The organism is Acidovorax sp. sif1233 (assembly GCF_019218755.1).
GTDB lineage: Bacteria > Pseudomonadota > Gammaproteobacteria > Burkholderiales > Burkholderiaceae_C > Acidovorax.
In genome coordinates, this window is record NZ_JAHUWZ010000002.1 from 903,537 (window position 1) to 921,451 (window position 17,915).

The 17,915-nt window shown below is 70.1% G+C and carries 20 protein-coding genes; 12 read left to right on the top strand and 8 right to left on the bottom strand.

The window, feature by feature from the left end; translation table 11 throughout:
- Nucleotides 1-9 precede the first annotated feature (9 nt).
- Nucleotides 10-903, bottom strand: a complete 894-nt coding sequence (locus KW843_RS11530; RefSeq protein ID WP_218295239.1) for an EamA family transporter — start codon at nt 901-903, stop codon at nt 10-12.
- 77 nt (nt 904-980) lie between these two features.
- On the opposite strand from KW843_RS11530, the gene KW843_RS11535 reads away from it, so the two are divergent.
- The 4 genes from KW843_RS11535 (at nt 981) to KW843_RS11550 (ending at nt 4,721) form a co-directional block, all read left to right on the top strand.
- Complete coding sequence (locus KW843_RS11535) at nt 981-1,496, top strand: MarR family winged helix-turn-helix transcriptional regulator (protein WP_218295240.1); 516 nt, start codon at nt 981-983, stop codon at nt 1,494-1,496.
- Nucleotides 1,497-1,524: 28 nt separating this feature from the next.
- Nucleotides 1,525-2,286, top strand: coding sequence for an SDR family NAD(P)-dependent oxidoreductase (locus KW843_RS11540; RefSeq protein WP_218295241.1), 762 nt, complete (start codon nt 1,525-1,527; stop codon nt 2,284-2,286).
- A gap of 93 nt (nt 2,287-2,379) precedes the next feature.
- On the top strand, nt 2,380-3,564 hold the full coding sequence (gene bktB, locus KW843_RS11545) for a beta-ketothiolase BktB (RefSeq protein ID WP_218295242.1): 1,185 nt from the start codon (nt 2,380-2,382) through the stop codon (nt 3,562-3,564).
- Nucleotides 3,565-3,737: 173 nt separating this feature from the next.
- Nucleotides 3,738-4,721: a tripartite tricarboxylate transporter substrate binding protein gene (locus tag KW843_RS11550; RefSeq protein WP_218295243.1), complete on the top strand. Its 984-nt coding sequence runs from the start codon at nt 3,738-3,740 to the stop codon at nt 4,719-4,721.
- A 198-nt stretch (nt 4,722-4,919) separates the two neighbouring features.
- On the opposite strand, the gene KW843_RS11555 is transcribed toward KW843_RS11550, so the two are convergent.
- The 3 genes from KW843_RS11555 to KW843_RS11565 all read right to left on the bottom strand — a co-directional run bounded on the left by KW843_RS11555 (nt 4,920) and on the right by KW843_RS11565 (nt 6,864).
- Nucleotides 4,920-5,357 carry a universal stress protein gene (locus KW843_RS11555; protein WP_218295244.1) on the bottom strand — a complete coding sequence of 146 codons (438 nt, stop codon included), beginning with the start codon at nt 5,355-5,357 and terminating at the stop codon, nt 4,920-4,922.
- Nucleotides 5,358-5,480: 123 nt separating this feature from the next.
- The gene (locus KW843_RS11560; protein ID WP_218295245.1) at nt 5,481-6,260 is read right to left on the bottom strand and encodes a 2OG-Fe dioxygenase family protein; all 780 of its coding nucleotides are present in this window, start codon (nt 6,258-6,260) and stop codon (nt 5,481-5,483) included.
- Nucleotides 6,261-6,369: 109 nt separating this feature from the next.
- On the bottom strand, nt 6,370-6,864 hold the full coding sequence (locus KW843_RS11565; protein ID WP_218295246.1) for a hypothetical protein: 495 nt from the start codon (nt 6,862-6,864) through the stop codon (nt 6,370-6,372).
- A 266-nt stretch (nt 6,865-7,130) separates the two neighbouring features.
- On the opposite strand from KW843_RS11565, the gene KW843_RS11570 reads away from it, so the two are divergent.
- The 3 genes from KW843_RS11570 to KW843_RS11580 all read left to right on the top strand — a co-directional run bounded on the left by KW843_RS11570 (nt 7,131) and on the right by KW843_RS11580 (nt 9,216).
- Nucleotides 7,131-7,505 carry a PilZ domain-containing protein gene (locus tag KW843_RS11570; RefSeq protein WP_218295247.1) on the top strand — a complete coding sequence of 125 codons (375 nt, stop codon included), beginning with the start codon at nt 7,131-7,133 and terminating at the stop codon, nt 7,503-7,505.
- Between the two features lie 204 nt (nt 7,506-7,709).
- The gene (locus tag KW843_RS11575; protein ID WP_218295248.1) at nt 7,710-8,003 is read left to right on the top strand and encodes a DUF2249 domain-containing protein; all 294 of its coding nucleotides are present in this window, start codon (nt 7,710-7,712) and stop codon (nt 8,001-8,003) included.
- 22 nt (nt 8,004-8,025) lie between these two features.
- Entirely contained in the window at nt 8,026-9,216 is a 1,191-nt protein-coding gene (locus KW843_RS11580; protein WP_218295249.1) for an NnrS family protein, read from the top strand.
- A gap of 93 nt (nt 9,217-9,309) precedes the next feature.
- Here KW843_RS11580 and KW843_RS11585 read toward each other — a convergent pair whose 3' ends face one another.
- Nucleotides 9,310-10,401 (bottom strand): helix-turn-helix transcriptional regulator, encoded by a 1,092-nt coding sequence (locus tag KW843_RS11585; protein WP_218295250.1) that lies wholly within the window; start codon nt 10,399-10,401, stop codon nt 9,310-9,312.
- Nucleotides 10,402-10,667: 266 nt separating this feature from the next.
- On the bottom strand, nt 10,668-10,949 hold the full coding sequence (locus KW843_RS11590) for a hypothetical protein (protein ID WP_218295251.1): 282 nt from the start codon (nt 10,947-10,949) through the stop codon (nt 10,668-10,670).
- A 326-nt stretch (nt 10,950-11,275) separates the two neighbouring features.
- Here KW843_RS11590 and KW843_RS26770 point away from each other — a divergent pair, with 326 nt between their 5' ends.
- Complete coding sequence (locus tag KW843_RS26770) at nt 11,276-11,398, top strand: hypothetical protein (protein WP_255590824.1); 123 nt, start codon at nt 11,276-11,278, stop codon at nt 11,396-11,398.
- A 229-nt stretch (nt 11,399-11,627) separates the two neighbouring features.
- Here KW843_RS26770 and KW843_RS11595 read toward each other — a convergent pair whose 3' ends face one another.
- Both KW843_RS11595 and KW843_RS11600 read right to left on the bottom strand, forming a co-directional pair.
- A complete protein-coding gene (locus KW843_RS11595; RefSeq protein ID WP_218295252.1) occupies nt 11,628-12,725 on the bottom strand; it encodes a helix-turn-helix transcriptional regulator in 1,098 nt (365 codons plus the stop codon).
- A gap of 37 nt (nt 12,726-12,762) precedes the next feature.
- Entirely contained in the window at nt 12,763-13,884 is a 1,122-nt protein-coding gene (locus KW843_RS11600) for a helix-turn-helix transcriptional regulator (RefSeq protein WP_255594674.1), read from the bottom strand.
- 312 nt (nt 13,885-14,196) lie between these two features.
- On the opposite strand from KW843_RS11600, the gene KW843_RS11605 reads away from it, so the two are divergent.
- The 4 genes from KW843_RS11605 to KW843_RS11620 all read left to right on the top strand — a co-directional run bounded on the left by KW843_RS11605 (nt 14,197) and on the right by KW843_RS11620 (nt 17,747).
- Nucleotides 14,197-14,637, top strand: a complete 441-nt coding sequence (locus KW843_RS11605; RefSeq protein WP_218295253.1) for a hypothetical protein — start codon at nt 14,197-14,199, stop codon at nt 14,635-14,637.
- Between the two features lie 46 nt (nt 14,638-14,683).
- A complete protein-coding gene (locus KW843_RS11610) occupies nt 14,684-14,824 on the top strand; it encodes a hypothetical protein (protein WP_218295254.1) in 141 nt (46 codons plus the stop codon).
- Nucleotides 14,825-14,874: 50 nt separating this feature from the next.
- Nucleotides 14,875-16,125 carry a fibronectin type III domain-containing protein gene (locus tag KW843_RS11615; RefSeq protein ID WP_218295255.1) on the top strand — a complete coding sequence of 417 codons (1,251 nt, stop codon included), beginning with the start codon at nt 14,875-14,877 and terminating at the stop codon, nt 16,123-16,125.
- Between the two features lie 74 nt (nt 16,126-16,199).
- Entirely contained in the window at nt 16,200-17,747 is a 1,548-nt protein-coding gene (locus KW843_RS11620; protein ID WP_218295256.1) for an IPTL-CTERM sorting domain-containing protein, read from the top strand.
- The last annotated feature ends 168 nt before the right edge of the window (nt 17,748-17,915 follow it).

The following is a 17,915-nucleotide window of genomic DNA, read 5'->3' on the forward strand; positions in this document are numbered from 1 at the left end:
CGCCCGCCGCTACAGCCGCGCCGGCGCCACGGGCCGCGACATCGCCCATTGCACCGCCAGGATGCTGGCCAGCACCACCAGCATGCCGGCCAGTGACACGCCCGTCATGGCCTGGCCCAGCAGCACCCAGCCCAGCAGCACGGCCGTGACGGGGCTGAGCAGCCCGAGCGACGACACCGCCACCGACGGCAGGCGCGCTATGCCGCGAAACCACAGCGCATAAGCCAGCAACGCGCCCGCGATGCTCAGGTAAAGATACCCGCCCACCTGGGGGGCGGTGAGCGCGGGCAGCGGCGGGTCCACCAGCCAGGCCAGGGGCGCGAGCATGATGCCGCCGGCCAGCAGTTGCCACCCCGTGAACGCCAGCACCGGGAGGTCGGACCGCCAGCGCCGCGACCAGAAGGTGCCTGCCGCCATGCACACGGTGCCGACCAATGCCGCGCCGACGCCCACCATGTCCCACCGCGCACCGGGCGACAGCAGCAGTGCGGCCATGCCCAGCACGCCGGCCGCGCCCGCGCCCAGGGCCAGGGCGGGCGGGCGGCGGTGATCCAGTGCCCAGGCCAGGCCCATCACCACCAGCGGGCCCACCGCGCCCACCACGGCGGCCACGCCGCCCGGCAGCCGGTAGGCGGCCACGAACAGCAGCGCCTGGAAAACGCCGATGTTGAGCGCCGCCAGCACCATCAGCCGCCGCCAGCCCACCCGGTCGCCCCACGCCGGCCAGCGGCGGCACCACAGCACCAGCAGCAGGCCCGCGGGCAAGGTGCGCAGCAGCGCGGCGGTGAAGGGCCGGTCGGGCGGCAGCAGCTCGGTGGTGACGATGTAGGTGGAGCCCCAGATGACCGGGCCCACGGCCGTGGCGAGCGCATCCAGCCAGGGAGAGGTGCGGGTGCTTTGCATGGCAATTTATCTTCAAATCAAGATAAAAATACTCTACCATACAATCTTGAAATCAAGATAAATCGATCACAAAGCCCATGGCCACCCCACGCCAGCCCGACGCCGTAGATGCCATCCTGGCCCAGTGGAGCCGCGAGCGCCCCGACCTGGATGTGAGCCCCATGGGCCCCATCGGGCGCATCAAGCGCTGCGCCGCGCTGCTGCAGCGCAGGCTCGACGAGACCTTTGCCGGGTTCGGACTGAGCTTCTGGGAGTTCGACGTGCTGGCCACGCTGCGCCGCAGCGGCGCGCCCTACTGCCTGGCGCCGACCACGCTGTTCTCCACCCTCATGGTCACCTCGGGCACCATGACGCACCGCATGGGCAAGCTCGAGGCCCAGGGCTGGATCACGCGCCTGCCCAACCCCGACGATGCGCGCAGCTCGCTGGTGCAGCTCACCGCCGAGGGGCTGGCGCTGATCGACCGCGCTGTCGAGGCACACGTCGCCAACGAGCACCGCATCCTGGCGCCGCTCAAGGCCGCCGACCTCGCGGCGCTGGACGCGCGGCTGTCGCTGCTGCTCGCGGCGCTGGAGCCTGCCGGAGACAGCTGAGCCGGGCGTCCCGCAGTACGATGGGGGGATGCCTCATACCCACCTCTACATCCTCACCGGCGCATCGCGCGGCATGGGGCTGGCCATGGCCCAGCAACTCCTGCGCAGCGGCAACACCCTCATCTGCATCGCGCGCAGCGCCAATGCGGACCTGGCCACCGAAGCCAAGGCGGCGGGCGTCACCCTCGAACAATGGCAGCAAGACCTCTCGCAGGGCGAGCAGGCGGCGCACAGGCTGCAAAGCTGGCTCGCGGCGCAGGGCCCGCAGGTGTTCGCCAGCGCCACGCTCATCAACAACGCGGGCGTGATCCCGCGCATCGCCCCCCTCTCGGGCAGCGATGCCGCCGACCTGGCCCATGCCCTGCGCGTGGGCCTGGAGGCGCCCATGCAGCTCACCGCCGCCTTCCTGGGCGCGACGGATGCCTGGACGGTGCCGCGCAAGGTGCTCAACATCTCCTCGGGCCTGGGCCGCCGGGCCATGGCCTCGCAGGCCGCGTACTGCGCCGCCAAGGCGGGCATGGACCATTTCACGCGCTGCGTGGCGCTGGACGAAGCCATCAAGCCCCAGGGCGCCAAGGTATGCTCGCTGGCCCCCGGCGTGATCGACACCGACATGCAGGTGCAGCTGCGCGGCGCCGCCCCCGAGGCGTTCCCGGACCAGCAAAATTTCGCCAACCTCAAGACGGGTGGCCAGCTCACATCGCCTGCCGACGCCGCCACCCGCGTGCTCGCCTGGCTGGAACGCGCAGACTTCGGCACCAACCCGGTGGCCGATGTCCGGGACGCCTAGAGCCCCAATACTCCTGTTTTTATAGCTACCAGCGCTTTATGGACAAGCGCTAGCGGCCAATTTGATCTGAAACTCATCTGAAAGGACCTCCCCATGACCCGTGAAGTCGTCGTCGTTTCCGCAGTGCGCACCGCCATCGGCACCTTTGGCGGCAGCCTCAAGGACGTGCCCCCCACCGAGCTGGGCGCGCTCGTGGTGCGCGAATCGCTCGCGCGTGCCAACGTGGAAGGCAAGGACGTGGGCCACGTGGTGTTCGGCCACGTGGTCAACACCGAGCCCAAGGACATGTACCTCTCGCGCGTGGCCGCCATCCACGGCGGCTGCGGCGAAGGCACGCCCGCCTACAACGTGAACCGCCTGTGCGGCTCGGGCCTTCAGGCCATCGTCAACGCCAGTCAGTCCATCCTGCTGGGCGACACCGACGTGGCCATTGGCGCCGGGGCCGAGAACATGAGCCGCGTGCCCTTTGCCAGCCTGAACATGCGCTGGGGCGCCCGCATGGGCGACACCAAGATGGTGGACATGATGATCGGCGCGCTGCACGACCCCTTCCACAACATCCACATGGGCGTGACGGCGGAGAACATCGCCGCCAAGTGGGGCATCAGCCGCGAAGACCAGGACAAGTTGGCGGTAGAGAGCCACAACAGGGCCGAACGCGCCACGCAGGCCGGCGTGTTCAAGGACCAGATCGTGCCCGTCACCCTGAAAAGCAAGAAGGGCGACGTGTTGTACGCCACCGACGAGCACTTCCGCCCCGGCGCCACGATGGAGGACCTGGCCAGGCTCAAGCCCGTGTTCCAGAAGGAGAACGGCACGGTGACGGCCGGCAACGCCTCGGGCATCAACGACGCCGCCGCAGCCGTGGTGCTGATGGAAGCCGGCGCCGCCAAGGCCCGTGGCGCCAAGCCGCTGGCACGCCTGGTGGCCTATGCCCACGCGGGCGTGGACCCCAAGTACATGGGCATCGGCCCCGTGCCCGCCACGCAGCTGGCGCTGAAAAGGGCAGGCCTCACGGTGAACGACCTCGACGTGATCGAAGCCAACGAGGCCTTTGCCGCCCAGGCCTGCGCCGTCACCAAGGACCTGGGCCTGGACCCGGCCAAGGTCAATCCGAACGGATCGGGCATCTCGCTGGGCCACCCCATCGGCGCGACCGGCGCGCTGATCACCGTGAAGGCGCTGCACGAACTGCAGCGCGTGCAGGGCCGCTACGCGCTGGTGACCATGTGCATCGGCGGCGGCCAGGGCATCGCCGCGATCTTCGAGCGCATCTGACCCGTGCCGCCCGGCCTTGCCATCGCCAGTGGCGATGTTGCCACCCTGTATCGGCAAGGCCAGCCCCGCGCAGGATCGGCGATCATCCGTGGGTGCTGGCACCAAGACCAGCAGAGCGGAGCGCGCCTGCGCGGCCGCCTGTCCATATTGAACCGACGGAGACATCTCTCACCATGATTCGCACCCTGCTTTCCTTCACCGCCCTCGCCTTCGCTGTGGGCACCACCGCGCACGCCCAGGCCCCCGCACCGGCTGCGGCCTACCCCACCAAGCCCATCCGCCTGATCGTGCCCTTCCCGCCCGGCGGCGGCACCGACATCCTCTCGCGCCTGGTGGCCACCAAGCTCACGGAAAGCGCCAAGTGGACCGTGGTGGCCGACAACAAGGCGGGCGCCGGCGGCACCATCGGCATCGGCGAGGCCGTCAAGGCGGCCCCCACGGGCTATGACCTCGTGATGGGCCAGAAGGACAACCTCGTGATCGGCCCCTGGCTCTACAAGAACCTGCCCTGGGACCCCACCAAGGACCTGACCGCCGTGGCCCACGTCGCCTACACGCCCGTGGTCATCGCCACCAGCGTCAACTCCAAGTACAAGACCCTGGCCGACGTGGTGGCCGCCGCCAAGGCCGCGCCCGGCACCATCACCTATGGCTCGCCCGGCAACGGCACGTCCATCCACCTGGCGGGCGACCTGTTCGAGAAGGCCGCGGGCGTGAAGCTGAGCCACATTCCCTACAAGGGATCCAATCCCGCGCTGATGGATGCGCTGGCGGGCAATGTGGACCTGCTGGTCTCGTCCCTGCCCTCGGCCATGGGCCAGATCAAGTCCGGCAAGCTGCGCCCCCTGGCCGTGACCTCGGCCAAGCGCAGCTCGTCCCTGCCCGAGGTGCCCACCGTGGCCGAGTCGGGCTTCAAGGACTTCGACGTGAGCACCTGGTACGGCGTGTTCGCCCCCGCCGGCACGCCGGCCGCCGTGGTGAGTGCCATCAACGCCGAGATCAACAAGCTCCTGGCCACGGCCGACATGAAGGCCGCCATCCATGCCCAGGGCGCGGAGCCGGAAGCCATGTCCGCCGCGCAGTTCGGCACCCTGCTCAAGACCGACTACGCCAAGTGGAAGGGCATCGTCGAAGCCTCGGGCGCGAAGATTGAGTGACCCCCTGAGGCGCTTCGCGCCTTCCCCCTGAAGGGGGACGCAGCCGGTGGCCTGGCAAAGCCAGATCCACGGGTGCACTGGCGAAGGGCGTGCCTGTTCCACGAGCTGTGGAATGTGGGATGCGCTGGTGCGCGGCGCCATCGAGAACTGAAATGAAGAACGGCTCCTTTCGGAGCCGTTCCTCATGGGGGATGGCGCTCAGTCCCTCACGACCAGCACCGGGATGTGCACCACGCCCAGCACGCGCTGCGTGACGCTGCCCAGCACCAGCTTTTCAAGCCCGCGGCGGCCGTGCGAGCCCATCACGATGAGATCGGCGCCCGTGCTTTCCAGCGCGCGCAGGATGCCTTCATGCACTGCGTGGCCTTCGCCCACCACGGTGGTCACCGGCACGCCAGCCTCGGCCATGGCCTTCTTGGTGGCATCCAGGGCGCTGTTGGCCTCGGCGGTGGCCGCGTTGATGTACTGGGCCTGGCCGTAGGCGAAATCAGCCCCCACGCCCGTGAAGGGATAGGGATCGACCACGTAGACCGCCGTCACGGCGCTGCCAAAGGTCTTGGCCAGGGCCGCGGCCTTGGAGACCGCGAGCATCGAGGTGTTGGAACCGTCGACTGGAACCAGAATGTGCTTGAACATGGTGCTTCTCCTTGAGTTGAGTGTGGGACCTGGCTTGTGGCCCGGCCATGGACATCAGTTTGAACGCCCACCATACCGCGCATCTTGATTCGCATCAAATCGGACGCACTCCCTTGCCGGCGTTCAGCGGCCCGCAGGGGCCTGCCCGACCACATCCGCCCCCTGGAAACCACCCCGGCGGCAGGTGACCACGAGGGTGTCGCGATACCCCCCCTCGGCCAGGGGCTGGATGGGTGTGGATTCATGGATCATGCGCGCGTCGTCCAGCAGCAGCAGGGACCACGGCTCGGTCAGCGTGAAGCGCTGGCCGCTGGGGCCCGCCGCCTCGAACACCCGCGTCTCGCCGCCCTTGATGCCCTCGCGCCCCACGAGGAACACGGCCACCAGGTCGACGCCGTCGCGGTGGGCGCCCTCGGGGGTGGGCCGGCCAATGCCGTCGGTGGTGTCGATGCGGAACTGGTGGGCCTCGACGAACCAGGATGCAGGCGCCTCGGAGCGCGCAAACACGGCATCGGACACCCCGGCCAGCGCTGCCAGCAGCTGCTGCCACACCGGCCGGGCGACGGTGGCGGGCTCCATGGGGGCAAACCAGCGCTCCATGCCGCCATGCAGCGCGTTGTACTCCACAGGCTGCCAGTGCGCGCGGTGCGGCACCTGCCGCACCTGCCCGTCCTGCACCACAAAGCAGGCATGGCGGCGGCGGCGGTAGCGCCCGCCGTCCTTGAGGAAATCATCGGGGGGCAGCCCCGCCCAGTCGCCGTTCAGGCCCAGCAATTCCGGCAGGGCGCAGCCCGTCCAGCGGGCCACGTCCGCCGGCGACAGGACGGCAAAGCCGTTCTGCCGCAGCTGGCTGGCGACATCCTGGGGGGCGGTGAAGGGGGGAGAAAAAGTGACTTGGGCCATAGAGGCCCGAGCTTAACCGCTGGTGCCGGCACCGCGTCTGCGATGGCGCAAACGCAGTGCAGCGCGGCGCGGCCTTGCAGGAAGGTGCGCCGCGCGGTCCGTCAGTCAGTCAGTCGCGGTGGCCATGTCCATGGCCCTTGCCATTGTTGCCGCGGCCCCGGTCATGGTCGCGGTCCTGCTTGCCGCCGTGGCGATGGTCGTCATCCCACCGGCGGTCATCGCGGCCAGGGCCCCGGTGCGGAGGGCCACGGCGTGGTGGCGGCTCCTCCACGAAGTACACCGGCTGGCTGCACGCGTTGTAGCGCGCACAGTGCTTGCCCCAGTTCTTGGCATGGCCGGGCGGCACGTAGAGGTAGATCGGCGAGCGCGGCACCACGACCGCGGGGCGGTGGATGATGACCGGCTCGGCATACAGCAGCGGCGGCGGTGGCGCATTGCCGATGTTGATGCGGCCGTACACGCCGGGGGCCAGCTCGCCGCCCACCGTGGCATTGATGTAGGTCTGCGCGTGCGCGCCGCCCGCCGCGGCGAGCAGCAGCGCGGCCGCCGCGCCAGACAGGAGGAGACGGATCGTGGACATCGTGGTCATGGTTGTGGTTTTCATCGGGAACTCCTTGCTTGTACCGCCCGGAACAGCACACGATGTGCGGCTGCGGTGCGCGGACCCTGATTTGTAACAAAGCCCGCCCTACCCTAAACCCGAATCCGCGCAAAAGATGTAAGCAAATGGCGACAGAACCGGGCTGCCCGCCGCCGCCCCACGCCGCCTGAAGCAGGTTCATCCGGCGGCCCGGCGTGCCCGGCAAATGCGTGCAGCCGCCGGGCTTGGAGTAGCATGTGCCACCACCCGCTTCGGTCCAGGAGACAGCGATGCCCCACGAACGCCGCCACTTTGTCCGCGTCGGCTTTGACGCGCCGGCCTTGCTGACCACGTCCACCGACGCCTTCAGCGTCCACGTGCAGGACCTTTCGCTCAAGGGCGCGCTGCTGGTGGCACCGGCGCAGGCGAACCTGCAGACCGGCATGCTGTGCCAGCTGACCATTCCCTTGGCCGAAACCGGCAACCACATCGCCATGTCCACCGAGGTCGCGCACGTGGAGGGGCTGCACACCGGTCTGCTGTGCCGCGGGATCGACCTGGACAGCGTGACCCACCTGCGCCGCCTGATCGAGCTGCAACTGGGCGACCCCGCACTGCTCGAACGCGACCTGGGCGAGCTGACCGCGGCCTCCTCCCTTTCCTGAACAAGCGACGGCCCCCGGCGCCGAAGCCGGCCGGGCTTGCGGCGGGCGCAGGCACAGGCAGGCCCCGCCCTTGACCGCGCCGTGCCTGCCCGGGCTCGGCATGGCGACGGCATTCATCACGGCATCCATTCATTGACACTCATCAATTGACGTTCCAGCGGCACGCGCCATAATAGATTCATAAAACATGAATCTTTAAGCACCATGCAAGACCAAGCAACCACCGCAGCCACCATCGACGTGCGCGCAATCGCCCCCCGCGAGCGCCATCCGTCCATTTTTCTCGCCTTTGGCAAGCTGGCTGCCGGGCAGGCCATGGACCTGGTCAACGACCACGATCCCCGGCCGCTGTACTACCAGTTCCAGGAAGAACTGCCGGGCCAGTTCACCTGGAGCTACCTGGAGAACGGGCCCGCACAATGGCGCGTGCGCATCCAGAAACAACGCGCCCCAGGCCACGGCAGCGGGCAATGCTGCGGCGCCTGCGGCGGTGCGTAGCCCGGGCCGGGGCCCTACCGCCATGGCACTCCCTATCGGCATGGAAGAACCGCGCCCCGCCCCGTCCCGGCGGTTGGCCCTGTTCGCGCTCGGTTTCCGGCCGTTCTACCTGCTGGCAAGCGTGTTCGCAGCGCTGTCCGTTCCCTTGTGGGCGCTGCAGTTCTCCGGCGCGCTGGGCCGCCCCTATCTGGCGGGCCCGCTCTGGCATGCCCACGAGATGCTGTTCGGCTTCGCGCTGGCGGTCATCGTGGGCTTTCTCTTCACCGCCGGCCGCAACTGGACCAACCTTCCCACCCCGACGGGATGGCGCCTGGGTGCGCTGGCCGCCCTGTGGGTGGCGGGACGGATTCTGGTGCTCACACCCTTCGCAGCCACGGCCGCCGTGGTGAACGTGGCGTTTCCGCTGGCCGCGGCGGCCAGCCTGGGCATTGCGTTCTGGAAGGCGCGGAACCAGCGCAACTATTTCTTTGTGGCGCTGCTCCTGCTGCTGGGCGCCGCCATGCTGCTTTTCCATCTGTCGCAGCTGGGCGTCTTTCCCGTCCCCGCAGGGCTCGGCATCCGGATCGCGCTGGACGTGGTTCTTTTCATCCTGGCCGTCATGGGCGGGCGCGTGATCCCGATGTTCACCAACAACGGCGTGGCGGGCGCGCAAGCAACCCGGCGGCCTGCCGTGGAAAAGGCCGCGCTGGGATCGGTGCTGGCCCTGCTCGCCGCGGACGCCACGGGCCTGGGCGGATGGCCACTGGCCACCATCGCGGCATTCGCCTGTCTGGCTCATACCTGGCGCTGGGCGCTGTGGCAGCCCTGGACGGCGCTGCGCGTGCCGCTGGTCTGGGTGCTGCACATGGCCTATCTCTGGATTCCCGTGCACCTGCTGCTTCGCTGCCTGGGCGACCTGGGCCTGGCGGCCTCCTCCCTGGCCACCCACGCCCTGACGGTGGGCGCGGTGGGTGGGCTCATCATCGGAATGATGACGCGCACGGCGCGCGGCCACACGGGGCGGCCCCTGCGCGCGGACCGCTGCGACACCGCCTGCTACCTGCTGGTGCTGCTGGCCGCCGCCGTGCGTGTGGCGGTGCCGCTCGCCAGCCCCGCGCAGACGGTGCACGCCAGCCTGCTGTCCGCCGCCCTCTGGTCGGCAGGCTTTGCGCTGTACGCCGTGCGCTACTGGCCGGTGCTGTCCCGCCCACGGGCCGACGGCCATCCGGGGTAGCGGCCGTGCGCCGCGCCGCCGTCAAGGCCATCTCCACTCCGGCGCCAGCCCACCGGGTCCATGGTGCGTGCGCGCGGCTGGCCGTGCCCTCCCTCATGCCGGTGCGAAGAGGTAGTCCTGCAGCTCCAGCCGGCTTTGCACGCCCAGCCGTGTGTAGATCTGGCGGCGGTGGTAGGTGGTGGTGTTCTCGCTGATGCCCATCCGCGTGGCGATCTGCGCCTCGGGCAGGCCGCGCGCGAGCCAGTACGCAAGCTCGTGCTGGCGCTGCGGCAGGCCCAGCGCGCGCAACGCGGGCAGCAGCTGCGCCACGCGCGAGACCCGCTGGGTGATGTGGATGCCCGCCGCCCGGCCTTCGCCGGCCGCGGCGGCCATCAGTGTCGCGCGCAGCGAAAACGCGCCGCTGGCGTTGCGCAGGTCCAGCTGCGGCGGCGCGCGGACGCTGCCCCCCTGGCGGGCATGTTCCAGGCGCTGCAGCAGCGCCTGGAGCGCGGGCGGCAGTTCGGCACGCCGGTACCAGCGCGGCCCGAACGCCAGCGCCATCAGCCGGTCGGCCTGGGGCGATGTCCACAGCAGCTGCCCTTGCGGCGAGGCCACCAGCATGGCGCTTTCATGCACCACGCTGTCGTGCGCATCCACTTCGCCGGGCTGCAGGATGCGCGCCAGCCACGGCTCCAGCCGGGCCAGCAGGGCTGCGTCCTCGGCCCCGAAGCGCGGCGCCTGCGGCCTGCGATACAGCTTGAGCGCACCCACGCCCGCCCCCTGTGGCGTGCGCAGCACCAGGCTCAGGCAGTCCAGCAGTTCCGCAGGGCGCAGCGCCAGGTTGTAGAAGTCGCTGCGCAGCAGCTCGCCCATGGGCACGGTGATCAGCTGCTCCATCACCTGCGGCCCATGGTCGTCGCGCACGGCGGCGGCGAAATCGTGGGCGCTGCGGCGGATCACCTTGTGCTCGCTCGCCCTCACCTGCGGCTCGAAGTACAGGTGCATCAAGTCACGCGCCAGCGATGGCTCGATGTACACATCCAGCGCGCCGTCGCTGCCAGGGTGGAAGTAGCCGCTCGTGTCGAAGGCGATCAGGTGGTGCAGCTCATGCAGCAGGGGTTCGATGAGCTGCGGACCGTTGACGTCCAGACAGGCCAGCTGTTGCAGGCGCGCCAGGGCGCGCCGCTGAATACGGGAAAAAGGCATGGAGTAGTTGAGTTATGTGCCACAGCGCATCCAGGCAATGCGTGGAGGCAAAGCTAGCACACCGGCCCCCCACAGCAACCCACCCCCAGGGGTGGGGCGCGGCGCCCCGGGGACGCATGGCCTCTGCTTTTTGGCGCCCGGCCCGTGGTGGCGCGGCGCCCCGGCCGGGCCGCCATGCAAGGTTTCAGCGCGGCCACGAACCGCCGCGTGTCTCTTTGGGGGTACCCGCCCCCCCCCGCAAGCCGCGCAGCATCCTCGCGGTTTCTTTAGAACAGGGATGAGGGTGACTGCCGTTCCCACTGGGGGGAAGGCTGCAGCTCGCCAAAATGGCTTGTCTCGGATTCAATCGCATCCTCGACCAGATGCAGCAGGTGCGCTGCCCGCAACTCATCGTGCGGGTCGCGCACACCGGTGAAGTCGTGCCGCTCCACGCGGATGGACAGGCCTTCGAAGTTGGGATCGGTTTCTGGCAACCCCTGGGCCAGGGCCTCTATTCGCTCGAAGGCCTCGCGGGCGACCGTCGGCGCGACGGTGATGGTGATGGACATACCGCACCTTCCATTCTGGGCGCTGCGGTACTTACGGCGAACTGCCCAGCTCCGGTCGCAACCAAGGTTTGTCCCCATCATGCGCGGACAGGGCGAACAATGGTTTCCCCTATACCCCTGCGGACAGCGTGGTCGGCCTTCCAGAGGCAAGGCATCCACCGTCCGCTGCAAGCGGTCCCGCCCTGCGGACAGGCCCCGCTTGCTCTCGCTGATTGCGCGCCCCACCAAACCCGCTCCCGCCAGGCCTTCCCTTCGCGCCGCTGCGGTACATGTCCAGCCAAATACTGTATATTTACACAGTATTCGTATTTCCCTGGAGCGAAAACATGAAAACCGCCGCGCTCAGCCACGCCCTCCCCTGCTGGCTTTTTGCCGGAGCCACGACGCCCCTGCTCGTGGGCCTGTTCGCCGTTGCCCTCGTGCTGCGCAGGATTTGGAAATGGGCATGACCTCCGCACGCCCTGCCCTCCCAGGTCATGGCTTGTTGTGCGGCGCCTTGGGGTCGTCTTGAGCCTGGTGGACCGGGTTCACGCCCCGACGGACCGCTGAGCCCTGCTGCCGGCTCTGGCCGCCGGCCTGCTGTTGCTGGCCTGGCTGGCTGACTGCCGCATGGCCAGGATGCTCCCAATTTGATAGCTTATAGCGCTTGATGCACAAGCACCAGAGTGCCAAAACACCTCAGACAATATCGCCCACCGCCAGGCACTCGAGCAGCTCCGCCCGGCTCGCCACGCCCAGCGCCGCATAGAGCTGCCGCCGGTGGTAGACCACCGTGTTCGCGCTGATGCCCATGCACCCGGCGATGCGCGATTCGGGCAGGCCGCGCGCAAGCCAGTAGGCCAGTTCGCGCTGGCGCGGGGGCAGGCCGGTGCGGCCGAGCGCCTCCAGCAGGCGGGCCGCGGGGGCCACGCGCTGGGTGATGTGCAGGGCCACGGCCTCGCCGGGGCCGGTGGCTGCGGCCAGGGGTGCAGCGCGCAGGTGGAACGCGCCGTGGGCGTTGCGCAGCGCCATTTCCGGCGCGGGCGCACCGGGCAGGCGCAGGCGCTGGATGAGCAGCTGCAGCGCATGCGGCAGCGGCGCGCGGCCCGCGCCGCGCCAGCGCCAGCCCAGCGCCTGGGCCATGAGCGCCTCGGCCTCGGGCGAGGCCCACAGTGGCTGGCCCAGGGGCGTGGCGACGAGCACGCCCTCGCGCAGCACCTCGCCGCCCGCGTTCACGCCGCCGGGCCACAGCGTGCGCGCCAGCCACGCCTGCAGCCGCGCCAGCATGGCCAGGTCTTCGTCGGCAAAGGGCCGCGCCCCGGGAGGGCGGAACAGGAACAGCATGCCCACACCCTGGCCCATGCCCTGGCCTTGCGGCGCGCGCAGCGGCAGGCTGAGCCAGTCGGCCACGCCGGCGGGGCGCATCACCACGTTGTAGTAGTCGCTGCGCAGCAGCTCGGCGGCGGGCACGCGCAGCATCTGCGCCAGCGACTGCGGGCCGCGCGGGTGGCGGGCGATGTCGTCGCCGTGCTGCAACACGTTGTGAAAGACCCGCGCCTCGCTCGCCAGGATGCGCGGGTCGAAGTGGTCGGGCACGGCGGCCTGCACGGCGGGGTGTTCCATGTGCACGTCCAGCTCGCCGCCCGCACCGGGGTAGAAGTAGCCGCTGGAGTCGAAGCCGATGAGCGCGTGCAGCGAGGCGAGCACGGACGCGATCAGCTCCGGACCGCTCGCATCCAGGCGGGCGAGGTGGCGCAGGTGCGCAATGGCGTTCGTCGCCTGGTGGTGCGTGGGCATGGAGGGCCGAATCTATCGGCCCCGCGCGCCGCGCGGCCTACCCCAGGGGGGTAGTTGTCGATGGGGGTGGCAGCAGCCGCTCGGCCAGCCCCTGGCGGCCCTGCACGCCCAAAGCGTCGTAGAGCTGGCGGCGGTGGTAGGCCACGGTGTTGATGCTCACGCCCATGCGCTCGGCGATCTGCGACTCCTGCGCACCGCGCACGAGCCAGTAGGCCAGCTCGGCCTGGCGCCGGGGCAGGTCCTGCGCGCGCAGGTGCGCGAGCAGCCGGGTGCCGCGCGGCACCCGGCGGGTGATGTGGATGGCGGCCGCCTCGCCCGCGCCCGCCACGCCCGCCAGGCGCGTGGCGCGCAGCGAGAACGCGCCGTGGGCATTGCGCACCGCCAGGTCGGGCAGCGGCGCCTCGCCGTCCGTGGCGGGCCAGAACAGGCGCTGCACCAGCAGGCGCACCACGTCCGGCAGATCACTGCCGCCGCCCGCGCGCCAGCGCGTGCCCAGGGCCAGCGCCAGCAGCGCCTGCGCCTCGGGCGACATCCATTGCAGCCGCCCATCGGGCGACACGACGAGCAGGCCCTGGCCGCAGACCTCGCTGTCGCCACCGGCCTCGCCCGGATCTAGCGGCTGCAGCGCGCGCGCCAGCACGGGTTCGAGGCGGCCCAGCGCGGCGGCGTCCTCGGGCGTGAAGCGCCGGTCCGCCTCGCGGCGGTACAGCCACAACATGCCGACACCCTGGCCCGCGCGCGTGTGCAGCGGCAGCTTCAGGCCATCGCCCACGTCGCCGGGGCGCAGCACCGCGTTGAAGAAGTCGCTGCGCACCAGCTCGGACAGGGGCACCTTGGCCATCTGCGGCAGCATCAGCGCGCCGCGTTCCACGCGCAGCGCCTCCTGAAACAAGCGCGCACCCCGGTGCATCACCCGCGCCTCGCTCGCCAGGATGCGCGGGTCGAAATAGTCGGGCATCGCGGCCTGCAACACGGGGCTCTCCACGAACACCTCCATCTCGCCGCCCGCGCCGGGGTGGATGAGGCAGCCCGCGTCGAACCCGATCAGGTGGTGCAGCTCGCCCAGCACGGGCGCGATGGCGTGCGGCCCGGTGGCATCCAGGCAGGCCAGTTGCCGCAGATGGGCGGCGGCTTGGGTGGCGCGGCGGGGCGTGGGCATGGTTTTTTTCACGAAAGCGCGAATGTAGCGCGCCGCGCCGCCGCACGACTACCCCGCCGGGGTGGGGCCGCACGGGCGGTGCGCCCCTAGCCTTGCGCGCATCCCCACGGCGGGCCGGCCCGGCTGCCTGGATACATCGACAGGACGTGCGCAAACAAGGATGCCACAGCGGCCTTGCCATGGTGCAAACGTCTTTCCGGAACCCGTTCTTGCGTAAATCCTCATCGAATTTGATAGCTGCCAGCGCTTGTACAGCAAGCGCTTTCGGCCATTTTTACTTCAAACCAAAACCTTGTCCTCGTGAACACTGCCATGCCCCTTGCCATCACCCACACCCTCGCCGCGCTGGCGCTGGTCGCCACCACCGCCAGCGCCTGGGCGGCGGGCGCCGCCGACCCGGCGCACTTTCGCCTCACGCCCGCGCTGCTGGACCGCATGGAAGCGGCGGCGGCCGAGCTGCGCAAGCTGCCGCAGGCGCCCGGGAGCAGCGGCGATGAGGACGACGACGACGCCGACGCCGAGTCGGTCGAGGACCTCGCCCGCAAGCTCGACGCCCACCCCCAGGTGCGCGCCGCGCTGGCGCGCCAGGGCCTGACCAGCCGCGAATACGCCACCGCCACGCTGGCCGCCCTGCACGCGGGCATGGCGCTGGCCGTGGAGAAGGCGCCCGGCGCCCAGCCCGCGCCAGGCTTCACGCCCGAGCAGCGCGCCAACGTGGAAGTGATGCGCGCGCGCCGCAAGGGGCGCCCTTGAGCACTCTATTTCACGTCCTTTTCCCAACAACAGCACATCCAGAGGAATGCTTCTTTCCATGCCCGGCCACAGCCAGCCCTGGTGGCGCGCTCCCGACGCCCCCGTCACCTACCTCGGCGACGAGGACGAACGCTCCATCGCCGCCAAGGACCAGCGGGCGCGATTGGAATCACTCCTGATTCGATAGCTTCCAACGCTTGACAAATAAGCGCCGGTGGCACTTTTTAACCACAACCCATGACACACGCCATGCACCACCCCCTGCGCCACTGGCTCGCAGCCGTGCTGGCCACTGCCGCGGCCTGCGCGGCGCATGCCGCGCCGTTCGCCATCACCAGCACCGGCACCATCGACCAGTCCACCTTCGCCGAAATCCGCGATGGCGAGCGCTACGCCGTCACAATGGTCTACGACAACGGGGGCAATACCGCCCAAAGCCAGACATGGCGGCCCGCCGACCTCAGGTGCGTCATCTGGCGCATGAACAATGCCGCCAACGTGGTCTACACGCAGGCCAGCTTCAACGGGGCGCAGTTCTCGGGCCCCTTTACCGCCACGGATGCCAGCGGAGCGCTGCTGCCCAACGGCTTGAACATCACCAGCCTGGCCAGCAACAACAACCCCTACACCGTCGATGGCTTGGTGCTCGCCACCGCCCCGAGCTGGAATGCCGAGTTCAGTGGGAGCATCAATACTTTCAGCGAGGGCATATCGGGCGGTCGGAGCTTCCGGCAGCTCAATCTGGGCCTGCGCATAGGCACCGCCAACCCCGTCGCCGTCGCCAGCGACTGCGAGGCACCGCCGCTGCCGCCGGGCGTGCCCACCCAGGCCGCCGCCACGCCCGGCGATGGCGAAGTGGCCGTGCGCTGGCAAGCACCCGCGGGCGGCGCGGTGAGCGCCACGCCGGTGAGCTACACCGTCACCGCCCTGAACCTGAGCGCCGTCAGCGGCACCTGCACCGCGCCGCACCCCGCCACCAATTGCATCGTGAGCGGTCTGAGCAACGGCACCAGCTACCGCTTCCTCGTGAGGGCGGCCGCAGCGGACGGGTCCATCTCCCCTCCTTCATTGGCCTTCGCGACACCCAGCGCCAATCCCGCCCCTGGCGCCCCCACGGGCGTGACGGCCCAGCCCGGCAACGGCCAGATCACACTGAACTGGCTGGCACCCGTGGGCGGCACGCCGCCCGTGAGCTACACCGTCACGGCCAGCCAAGGCGGCGCCAGCTGCACCGTGCCAGCGCCCACCACCCGCTGCACCGTGCCGGGCCTGACCAATGGCACGGCCTACACCCTCTGGGTGACGGCCACCGGAGCCAATGGCAGCGTGTCCGCCAGCTCGTTCCCGCTGGTCATCGCCACGCCCCGCGCGATGCCTCCAGGCCCCGGTGGTGTGCAACCCGTGCCCACGCTGTCGCAGTGGGGCGTGCTGCTGCTGAGCGTGCTGGTACTGCTGGCAGTCGTTCGCCGCCGTGCCATCCACTCCTGATTCGATAGCTGCCAGCGCCTTTCCAGAAAAGCGCTGGAGCCACTTTTAACCACAAAAAAGAGGATCTCACCCCCATGCACTCACCCACCCACCACCACCGCAGAGCCCTGCGGCGCCTGCTGCACGCCAGCGCGCTGTGCCTGGGCATGGCCGCCGCCCATGCGGGCTGGACCCCCATCGCGCCCATGGACGAGGCCCGCACGCTGCACACCGCAACCCGGCTGGCCGATTCCACCGTGCTGGTGGCGGGCGGCGACACCGGCAACGTGGATGGCGGAAACAACCCCATCGCCCTCGCCACCACCCGCCTGTACAACCCCGCGGCCAACACCTGGAGCAGCGGCCCCGACCTGCCCAGCCCCCGTTTCGGCCACACCGCCACCCCGCTGCCCGGCGGCAATGTGCTGCTGGTCGGCGGGCGGGAGGCCGGCCCGGTGAACAGCGCCAACGCCAACAGCCTCCTCTACAGCGCCCTGACCAACACCTTCGCCGCCAGCACGGGCCAGCTGACGCTGCGCCGCTCTCACCACACCGCCACGCTGCTGCCCAATGGCACCGTGCTCGTGGTGGGCGGCCGGGGCATCGCGGGGCAGGAGGCGCTGTCCTCCGTGGAAATCTTCGACCCCGTCACCGGCACCTGGTCCAGCGGCATCGACCTGCCCGCCCGCAGGCGCGAGCACACCGCCACGCTGCTGCCCGATGGCCGCGTGCTGGTGGTGGGCGGCTACGACAACGGCAACATCGCCGCCCAAAGCGCCTACCTGCGCGACCCCGCCACGGGCGCATGGACGGAGGTGCCCGTCCCCGCCCTGAACACCTTCTACCGTGCGCGGCACACCGCCACGCTGTTGCCCGATGGCCGGGTGCTGGTGGCAGGCGGCAACAGCCACGTCACGACCACCCTGGTGTTCAACCCCGCCGACAGCACCTGGGCGGCGGGCCCGAATCTCCCCGCTGTCGAGTTCGGCGGCAACAGCGCCACCCTGCTGCCTGGTGTCCCTGGCAACGTGCTGGTGGCAGGGGGCGACAGCGCGGGTGGCGCCAGCGTCATCGCCTCGACAGTCTCCTTTGCCTCCGGCCCGGGTCAAGCCACCCGGCAGCCCGACTTGGTCACCGCCCGCCGGGGCCACACCGCGACCCTGCTTGCTGGCGGCCAGGTGCTGGTGCTGGGCGGCGAAACCACTGGCGACGCCGTCACGAACACCGGCGAGCTGTACACCCACACCGCACCCCTGCCCCCCGCCAACGTCACCGCCCAGCCCGGCGACACCCAGGTCACCGTGCGCTGGCAAGCCCCCGCAGGCACCGGAACCACGCCCGCCCACTACACCGTCACCGCCCAGCCCGGCGGCCGCACCTGCACCGCCAACTACCCCGCGACCAGCTGCACCGTGACGGGGCTGACCAACGGCACGCCCTACACCTTCACCGTTGTCGCTTCCGCCCTGGGCGGCATCGACTCGGCCCCCTCGGCGCCGCCCGCCGCCGCCACGCCCAGCGCGGCGGCCCCCGGCGGGCCGGGCAACGCACAGGCCGTGCCCACGCTGTCGCAATGGGGCGTGCTGCTGCTCAGCGCGCTGATGCTGCTCGCAGGCGTGCGCCTCCGCGCTGTGGGCTCCTGATTCGATAGCTGCCAGCGCAACCCCGACAAGCGCCGGCAGGGTTTCACAGGCCAGCAGCAGGGCGCCGGCAATTGCCAGCCCCCTCACGCACAAGGGCGGCCGTGGCCACCGCGCAGGACACGCCCGGAGGCTTGGCCAACCACCGCCGGTGTCGAGCAGACCCGCACT

Coding starts and splice junctions, on each gene's coding strand:
- KW843_RS11585 (WP_218295250.1), bottom strand. CDS start 10,401: ATGCCTTTTTCCCGTATTCAGCGGCGCGCCCTGGCGCGCCTGCAACAG.
- KW843_RS26770 (WP_255590824.1), top strand. CDS start 11,276: ATGAAAACCGCCGCGCTCAGCCACGCCCTCCCCTGCTGGCTTTTTGCC.
- KW843_RS11555 (WP_218295244.1), bottom strand. CDS start 5,357: ATGTTCAAGCACATTCTGGTTCCAGTCGACGGTTCCAACACCTCGATG.
- KW843_RS11605 (WP_218295253.1), top strand. CDS start 14,197: ATGCCCCTTGCCATCACCCACACCCTCGCCGCGCTGGCGCTGGTCGCC.
- KW843_RS11610 (WP_218295254.1), top strand. CDS start 14,684: ATGCTTCTTTCCATGCCCGGCCACAGCCAGCCCTGGTGGCGCGCTCCC.
- KW843_RS11595 (WP_218295252.1), bottom strand. CDS start 12,725: ATGCCCACGCACCACCAGGCGACGAACGCCATTGCGCACCTGCGCCAC.
- KW843_RS11540 (WP_218295241.1), top strand. CDS start 1,525: ATGCCTCATACCCACCTCTACATCCTCACCGGCGCATCGCGCGGCATG.
- KW843_RS11620 (WP_218295256.1), top strand. CDS start 16,200: ATGCACTCACCCACCCACCACCACCGCAGAGCCCTGCGGCGCCTGCTG.
- bktB (WP_218295242.1), top strand. CDS start 2,380: ATGACCCGTGAAGTCGTCGTCGTTTCCGCAGTGCGCACCGCCATCGGC.
- KW843_RS11570 (WP_218295247.1), top strand. CDS start 7,131: ATGCCCCACGAACGCCGCCACTTTGTCCGCGTCGGCTTTGACGCGCCG.
- KW843_RS11530 (WP_218295239.1), bottom strand. CDS start 903: ATGCAAAGCACCCGCACCTCTCCCTGGCTGGATGCGCTCGCCACGGCC.
- KW843_RS11565 (WP_218295246.1), bottom strand. CDS start 6,864: ATGAAAACCACAACCATGACCACGATGTCCACGATCCGTCTCCTCCTG.
- KW843_RS11580 (WP_218295249.1), top strand. CDS start 8,026: ATGGCACTCCCTATCGGCATGGAAGAACCGCGCCCCGCCCCGTCCCGG.
- KW843_RS11600 (WP_255594674.1), bottom strand. CDS start 13,884: ATGCCCACGCCCCGCCGCGCCACCCAAGCCGCCGCCCATCTGCGGCAA.
- KW843_RS11615 (WP_218295255.1), top strand. CDS start 14,875: ATGACACACGCCATGCACCACCCCCTGCGCCACTGGCTCGCAGCCGTG.
- KW843_RS11575 (WP_218295248.1), top strand. CDS start 7,710: ATGCAAGACCAAGCAACCACCGCAGCCACCATCGACGTGCGCGCAATC.
- KW843_RS11560 (WP_218295245.1), bottom strand. CDS start 6,260: ATGGCCCAAGTCACTTTTTCTCCCCCCTTCACCGCCCCCCAGGATGTC.
- KW843_RS11535 (WP_218295240.1), top strand. CDS start 981: ATGGCCACCCCACGCCAGCCCGACGCCGTAGATGCCATCCTGGCCCAG.
- KW843_RS11590 (WP_218295251.1), bottom strand. CDS start 10,949: ATGTCCATCACCATCACCGTCGCGCCGACGGTCGCCCGCGAGGCCTTC.
- KW843_RS11550 (WP_218295243.1), top strand. CDS start 3,738: ATGATTCGCACCCTGCTTTCCTTCACCGCCCTCGCCTTCGCTGTGGGC.